Source organism: Umezawaea beigongshangensis, from assembly GCF_016464305.1.
Taxonomy (GTDB): domain Bacteria; phylum Actinomycetota; class Actinomycetes; order Mycobacteriales; family Pseudonocardiaceae; genus Umezawaea_A; species Umezawaea_A beigongshangensis.
This window is the reverse complement of record NZ_JAEIOJ010000008.1, coordinates 1-6,859: the sequence shown is the minus strand read 5'-3', so window position 1 is coordinate 6,859 and position 6,859 is coordinate 1. Positions and strand designations below refer to the sequence as shown.

7 protein-coding genes are annotated in these 6,859 nt (G+C 72.2%); 6 read left to right on the top strand and 1 reads right to left on the bottom strand.

Annotated features, from left to right (window positions below):
- Positions 1–122 precede the first annotated feature (122 nt).
- Complete coding sequence (bldD, locus tag IMZ35_RS19795) at positions 123–611, bottom strand: transcriptional regulator BldD (protein ID WP_015103676.1); 489 nt, start codon at positions 609–611, stop codon at positions 123–125.
- A 258-nt stretch (positions 612–869) separates the two neighbouring features.
- Between bldD and pyrR the strand changes: the two genes are divergently transcribed.
- The 6 genes from pyrR to carB form a co-directional block, all read left to right on the top strand.
- Positions 870–1,442, top strand: a complete 573-nt coding sequence (gene pyrR / locus IMZ35_RS19790; RefSeq protein WP_199442633.1) for a bifunctional pyr operon transcriptional regulator/uracil phosphoribosyltransferase PyrR — start codon at positions 870–872, stop codon at positions 1,440–1,442.
- Positions 1,439–2,392 (top strand): aspartate carbamoyltransferase catalytic subunit, encoded by a 954-nt coding sequence (locus tag IMZ35_RS19785; protein ID WP_199442632.1) that lies wholly within the window; start codon positions 1,439–1,441, stop codon positions 2,390–2,392. Before pyrR ends, IMZ35_RS19785 begins: the two co-directional genes overlap by 4 nt.
- The gene (locus tag IMZ35_RS19780; RefSeq protein WP_199442631.1) at positions 2,389–3,681 is read left to right on the top strand and encodes a dihydroorotase; all 1,293 of its coding nucleotides are present in this window, start codon (positions 2,389–2,391) and stop codon (positions 3,679–3,681) included. The genes IMZ35_RS19785 and IMZ35_RS19780 overlap by 4 nt, the downstream gene beginning before the upstream one ends.
- On the top strand, positions 3,678–4,187 hold the full coding sequence (locus IMZ35_RS19775) for a PH-like domain-containing protein (protein ID WP_199442630.1): 510 nt from the start codon (positions 3,678–3,680) through the stop codon (positions 4,185–4,187). Before IMZ35_RS19780 ends, IMZ35_RS19775 begins: the two co-directional genes overlap by 4 nt.
- On the top strand, positions 4,184–5,296 hold the full coding sequence (carA, locus tag IMZ35_RS19770) for a glutamine-hydrolyzing carbamoyl-phosphate synthase small subunit (protein WP_199442629.1): 1,113 nt from the start codon (positions 4,184–4,186) through the stop codon (positions 5,294–5,296). Before IMZ35_RS19775 ends, carA begins: the two co-directional genes overlap by 4 nt.
- A 1-nt stretch (position 5,297) precedes the next feature.
- A partial coding sequence (carB, locus tag IMZ35_RS19765) for a carbamoyl-phosphate synthase large subunit (RefSeq protein ID WP_199442628.1) occupies positions 5,298–6,859 on the top strand: 1,562 nt, incomplete at its 3' end.

Below are 6,859 nucleotides of genomic sequence, written 5' to 3'. Positions count from 1 at the left end.
CCCGTGTTCCCTCGCGGGGGGGGCGGCGCAGCGGGGGTCTCTCCCCCCCCCTCGGGCCCCCCGTACTCCGTGTGGTGGGGGGGCGCCGCCCGCCCCCCCCCCCCCCCCCCCCCCCACGACGCTCAGTCCTCCTTGGCCGGACGCGCCTCGGGAGGCAGCACGCCCCAGTCGATGAGCTGCTCCGTCAGCTCGCCCGGCGTCATGTCGTAGATGATCGCCAGCGACCGCAGGTCCTCGGTCCGGATGGACAGGACCTTGCCGTTGTAGTCACCCCGCTGGCTCTGGATCGTCGCGGCGTAGCGGGCCAGCGGACCCACCTTCTCCGCGGGGAGCTGCTGCAACCGCTCCAGGTTGATCACGATCTTCGTGGCGGGTTCGGCGCCCGAGGGCACCCGGCCCTCCGGCAGCAGCTCGGCCACCGGCACGCCGTAGAAGTCGGCGAGCTCGGCGAGCTTCTGCACGGTCACCGCGCGGTCGCCGCGCTCGTACGAACCGACGACCACGGCCTTCCAGCGACCGCCGGACTTCTGCTCGACGCCGTGCAGTGACAGGCCCTGCTGCTGGCGGATCGCGCGGAGCTTGGCCCCCAGCGCCTTGGCGTAGTCGCCCATGTGGCGGTTCTCCGTTCATTCGCCCCGTCAGCCGGTAGGGGATCGCCGCGGGGAGGCTTAGATCAATACGCAGAGTAATGATTGCTCTCCGTGGTCACCAGGTCAAGCTGATCTCGGAGGTCCAGTCGGGCGAGATGCGGGACACCACCCGGAAGATTGACCCCCGGTGCCTGTTATCGTGCAGGTCAGCCCGGTTCACGCCGGGTGTCCGACGTCCTTTAAGGACCCGTCCGGTGAGGCGGGGAAGGAGGTCCAGCCGTGGCGCCACGTCAACGTGGTGCGACGGATCCGGCCCAGGAGCGCGAGCTGCTGTCGGCCGGAGACGTCGCGCGCACCGTCGCCCGAATGGCCCATCAGATCATCGAGAAGACCGCTCTTGATGCACCGAGCGCACCCGAGGTAGTCCTCATGGGGATTCCGAGCAGGGGCGCGCCCCTGGCTCGTCGCCTGGCGGCCCGGATCGCGGAGTTCAGCGGCGTCCGGGTGCCCACCGGCACCCTCGACGTGACGCTGTACCGCGACGACCTGCGCCGCGGGCCCACCCGTCCGCTGGAGGCCACCGCGCTGCCCGACGGCGGCGTCGACGACCGGCTCGTCGTCCTGGTCGACGACGTGCTGTTCTCCGGCCGCACCGTCCGCGCCGCCCTGGACGCCCTGCGCGACCACGGCCGCCCGCGCGCCGTGCAGCTCGCCGTCCTGGTCGACCGGGGCCACCGCGAGCTGCCGATCCGCGCGGACTACGTGGGCAAGAACGTGCCGACCTCCCGCTCCGAGGACGTGTCGGTGCTGCTGGAGGAGTTCGACGACCGCGACGGAGTGGTGCTGCGGTGAAGCACCTGCTCTCCACCGACGGCCTGGACCCCGCCACGGCCGTCGCGATCCTCGACACCGCCGACAACCTCAAGCGGACCCTGCTGGGCCGCGAGGTGCGCAAGCTCCCCACGCTGCGCGGGCGGACGGTCGTCACGATGTTCTACGAGAACTCCACCCGCACCCGCGTCTCGTTCGAGATCGCGGGCAAGTGGATGAGCGCCGACGTGATCAACGTCTCCGCCAGCGGCTCCTCGGTCGGCAAGGGCGAGTCGCTGCGCGACACCGCGCTCACGCTGGCCGCCGCCGGGGCGGACTGCGTGATCGTGCGGCACCCCGCGTCCGGCGCGGCGCACCGGCTGGCCGACTGGCTCGCCGAGGCGGGCACGTCCGTGGTCAACGCCGGTGACGGGATGCACGAGCACCCCACGCAGGCGCTGCTGGACGCGGCGACGCTGCGCGAGCGCCTGGGCACCCTGGAAGGGCGCCGCATCGCGATCGTCGGCGACGTCCTGCACAGCAGGGTCGCCCGGTCCAACGTGCACCTGCTGCACGCGCTCGGCGCGGACGTCGTGCTCGTCGCCCCGCCCACGCTGCTCCCGGCGGGCGTGCGGACGTGGCCGGTCTCGGTGTCGCACGAGCTGGACGCCGAGCTGCCCGCGGTCGACGCCGTCATGCTGCTGCGGGTCCAGGCCGAGCGGATGACCAGCGGCTCCGGTGGCGGCGGGGGGAACTTCTTCCCCTCGGCGCGCGAGTACTCGATCGCCTACGGCCTGAACGACAACCGGCTGCGGCTCATGCCGGAGCACGCCGTCGTGCTGCACCCCGGTCCGATGCTGCGCGGGATGGAGATCGCCTCGGCGGTCGCCGACTCCCCGCGCGCCGCCATCACCGACCAGGTGCGCAACGGCGTGCACGTGCGCATGGCCGTGCTCTACCACCTGCTTGCCCACGAGGAGGAGACCGCGTGACCCCCTTGCTGTTCGAGGGAGTTCGACCCTACGGCGAGGGTTCCCCCGTCGACGTCCTGGTCCGCGACGGCGTGATCGCGCAGATCGGCGCCGACGTCGAGCGCGAGGGCGCCGAGGTGGTCCGCGGCGGTGGCGGGGTGCTGCTGCCCGGCTTCGTCGACCTGCACACCCACCTGCGCGAACCCGGCCGCGAGGACACCGAGACCATCGCCACCGGCTCGGCCGCCGCGGCCCTCGGCGGGTACACCGCCGTGTTCGCCATGGCCAACACCGACCCGGTCGCGGACAACGCCGTCGTCGTGGAGCACGTGTGGCGCCGGGGCCGCGAGGTCGGCCTGGTCGACGTGCACCCGGTCGGCGCCGTCACGGTCGGCCTGCGCGGTGAGCGGCTCGCCGAGCTGGGCACGATGGCGAACTCGCAGGCCGGGGTGCGCGTCTTCTCCGACGACGGGCACTGCGTGCACGACCCGCTGCTCATGCGCCGGGCGCTGGAGTACTCCACGTCCCTCGACGTGGTGATCGCGCAGCACGCCGAGGAGCCGCGGCTCACCGTCGGCGCGCAGGCCCACGAGGGCGCGCGGGCGGCTCGGCTCGGCCTCCAGGGCTGGCCCGCGGCGGCCGAGGAGTCGATCGTCGCCCGCGACTGCCTGCTCGCCGAGCACGCGGGCGCGCGCCTGCACGTCTGCCACGTGTCCACCGCGGGCACCGTGGACGTGCTGCGCTGGGCCAAGGAGCGCGGCACACGGGTCTCCGCCGAGGTCACGCCGCACCACCTGCTGCTGACCGACGAGCGGCTGGAGACCTACGACCCGGTCAACAAGGTCAACCCGCCGCTGCGCGCCGAGACCGACGTCGCCGCGCTGCGCGAGGCGCTGGCCTCCGGGGTCGTGGACTGCGTCGCCACCGATCACGCTCCGCACGCCGTGCAGGACAAGGACTGCGAGTGGTCCGCGGCACGGCCGGGGATGCTGGGCCTGCAGACGGCCCTGTCGGTGGTCGTCGAGACGATGGTGCGCACGGGGCTGCTGGACTGGCGCGGCGTGGCCCGCGTCCTGAGCGAGCGCCCCGCCGAGATCGCCGGGCTGCCCGACCAGGGCCGCCCGATCGCCGTGGGAGAGCCGGCCAACCTGGTGCTGGTCGACCCGGACGCCACGTGGACCGTGCGCGGCCGCGAGCTGGCGAGCGTCGCGGGCAACACGCCCTTCGAGGGGCTGGAGCTGCCCGGAGTGGTCACCGCGACGGTTCTGCGCGGCAGGGTCACCGCCGAGCGGGGGAGGATCCGCGCATGACCAGGGTGCTGTTGTCGGTGGCCGTCCTCCTCTTCTTCGCGCTGTGCCTCTACGGCATGTGGCACGGCTGGCAGCGCCGCAAGCGCGCGCAGGCCGAGGTGTTCGACGCGTTCCCGCAGCCGCCCGCCACCACGGGCGAGCCGCTGCTGCCGGAGACCACCGGCGTCTACGTGGGCACCACGACCGCGGCGAACTGGCAGGACCGCGTGCAGGTGGGCGACGTCGGCCACCGCGCGGAGGCCGTGGCCCGGCTGACGGGCGAGGGGCTGCTGCTGGACCGCACGGGCGCGGAGCCCCTGTGGATCCCGGCCGCTTCGATCCGCGGCGCCCGCACGGCCCGCGGGCTCGCGAACAAGGTGATGACCGCCGACGGACTGCTGGTGGTGACCTGGCAGCACGGCGAGCAGCTGCTGGACACCGGGTTCCGCGGCGACGAGAAGGACGTGTACGAGCAGTGGGTGTCGGCGCTGGACGCGCTGGCCCCCTCACAGGGAGGAACGGCGTGACCACCGCAGCACTGGTACTGGAGGACGGGCGGATCTTTCGCGGCGAGTCCTACGGGGCGCGCGGTCGCAGCCTCGGGGAGGTCGTGTTCTCCACGGCCATGACCGGCTACCAGGAGACCCTGACCGACCCCTCCTACCACCGGCAGATCGTGGTGCAGACCGCGCCGCAGATCGGCAACACCGGGTGGAACGACGAGGACGACGAGTCGAGCCGCATCTGGGTCTCGGGCTACGTCGTGCGCGACCCCGCGCGGCGGCCGTCGAACTGGCGCTCCGTGCGCTCCCTGGACGACGAGCTGGTCCGCCAGGGGATCGTGGGCGTCGCGGGCGTCGACACCCGCTCGCTGACCCGCCACCTGCGCGAGCAGGGCGCGATGCGCGCCGGGGTGTTCTCCGGCGACGCGCTGAGCGACCCCGAGCGGATGCGCGCCGAGGTGCTCGACGGCCCCGAGATGGTGGGTTCCGACCTCGCTCGCGAGGTGACCACGGCGCAGCCGTACGTGGTGCCCGCCGTCGGCGAGCGGCGCTTCCGGGTGGCCGCGCTCGACCTGGGCATCAAGTCCAACACTCCGCGGATGATGGCGGCGCGCGGCATCGAGGTGCACGTCCTGCCGCTGTCCTCCACGGTGGACGACCTGCTGGCCGTCGAGCCGGACGGGGTGTTCCTGTCCAACGGCCCCGGCGACCCCGCCACCCAGGACCACGCGGTCGCGCTGACCCGCGCCGTGCTGGAGCGTCGGGTGCCGTTGTTCGGCATCTGCTTCGGCAACCAGGTCCTGGGCCGCGCGGTGGGTCTGGAGACCTACAAGATGCGCTACGGCCACCGCGGGATCAACATCCCGGTGATCGACACGGCCACGGGCCGGGTGGCGATCACGTCGCAGAACCACGGGTTCGCGCTGCGGGGCGAGCCGGGTGAGGAGTTCGGTTCGGACTTCGGTCGCGGTGTGCTGAGTCACTACTGCCCGAACGACGACACGATCGAGGGCCTCCGGCTGCTCGACGTGCCGGCGTTCAGCGTGCAGTACCACCCGGAGGCGGCGGCGGGTCCGCACGACGCCGCGCCGTTGTTCGACGAGTTCGTGACGATGATGGGCGAGGGCCGCTGACATGCCGAAGCGCACTGACATCAAGCACATCCTGGTGATCGGCTCCGGGCCGATCGTCATCGGTCAGGCCTGCGAGTTCGACTACTCCGGTACTCAGGCGTGCCGGGTGCTGCGCGAGGAGGGCCTGCGGGTCTCCCTCGTCAACTCCAACCCGGCGACGATCATGACCGATCCGGAGTTCGCCGACGCCACCTACATCGAGCCGATCACCCCGGAGTTCGTGGAGAAGGTCATCGCCGCCGAGCGGCCCGACGCGATCCTGGCGACCCTGGGCGGTCAGACGGCGTTGAACACGGCCATCGCGCTGCACCAGCGGGGTGTGCTGGAGAAGTACGACGTGGAGCTGATCGGTGCCGACATCGACGCGATCCAGCGCGGCGAGGACCGGCAGATGTTCAAGGACATCGTCCGCAAGATCGGCGCGGAGGTGCCGCGCAGCGCGGTGTGCCGGTCGATGGAGGAGGTCCGCGCGACGGTGGCCGAGCTGGGTCTGCCGGTGGTCATCCGGCCGTCGTTCACGATGGGCGGCCTCGGCTCGGGCATGGCGCACACCGGCGAGGAGCTGGAGCGGCTGGCCGCGTCGGGCCTGGCGGAGTCCCCGGTCACCGAGGTGCTGATCGAGGAGAGCGCGCTGGGGTGGAAGGAGTACGAGCTGGAGCTGATGCGCGACCGCAACGACAACGTGGTGGTCGTGTGCTCCATCGAGAACATCGACCCGATGGGTGTGCACACCGGTGACTCGGTGACCGTGGCGCCGGCGATGACGCTGACCGACCGCGAGTACCAGCAGATGCGCGACGTGGGCATCGCGGTCATCCGCGAGGTCGGCGTGGACACCGGCGGCTGCAACATCCAGTTCGCGTTCCACCCGACGACCGGCCGCATGGTGGTCATCGAGATGAACCCGCGGGTGTCGCGGTCCTCGGCGCTGGCGTCGAAGGCGACCGGCTTCCCGATCGCCAAGATCGCCGCCAAGCTCGCCATCGGCTACACCCTCGACGAGATCGGCAACGACATCACCGGGGAGACCCCGGCGAGCTTCGAGCCCACGCTGGACTACGTCGTGGTCAAGGTGCCCCGGTTCGCCTTCGAGAAGTTCCCCGGCGCCGACCCCACGCTCACCACGACGATGAAGAGCGTCGGTGAGGCCATGTCGATGGGGCGCAGCTTCGTGGAGGCGCTGGGCAAGGCGCTGCGGTCGATGGAGACGAAGGCCGCGTCGTTCTGGACCGCTCCCGACCCGGTCGGTGCCACCCTGGAGAACACCCTGGAGGCGCTGAAGACCGGTCACGACGGCCGCCTCTACACCGTCGAGCGCGCCCTGCGGCTCGGCGCGAGCGTCGAGCAGGTGCACGAGGCGTCCGCGATCGATCCGTGGTTCGTCGAGCAGATCGCCTGGCTGATCGGCCTGCGCGGTGAGATCGAGGACGCGCCGGTGCTGGACGAGCCGCTGCTGCGGCGGGCCAAGCGCTCGGGTCTGTCCGATCGGCAGATCGCCGCGCTGCGGCCCGAGCTGGCCGGTGAGGACGGCGTGCGGGTGCTGCGGCACCGCCTGGGTGTGCG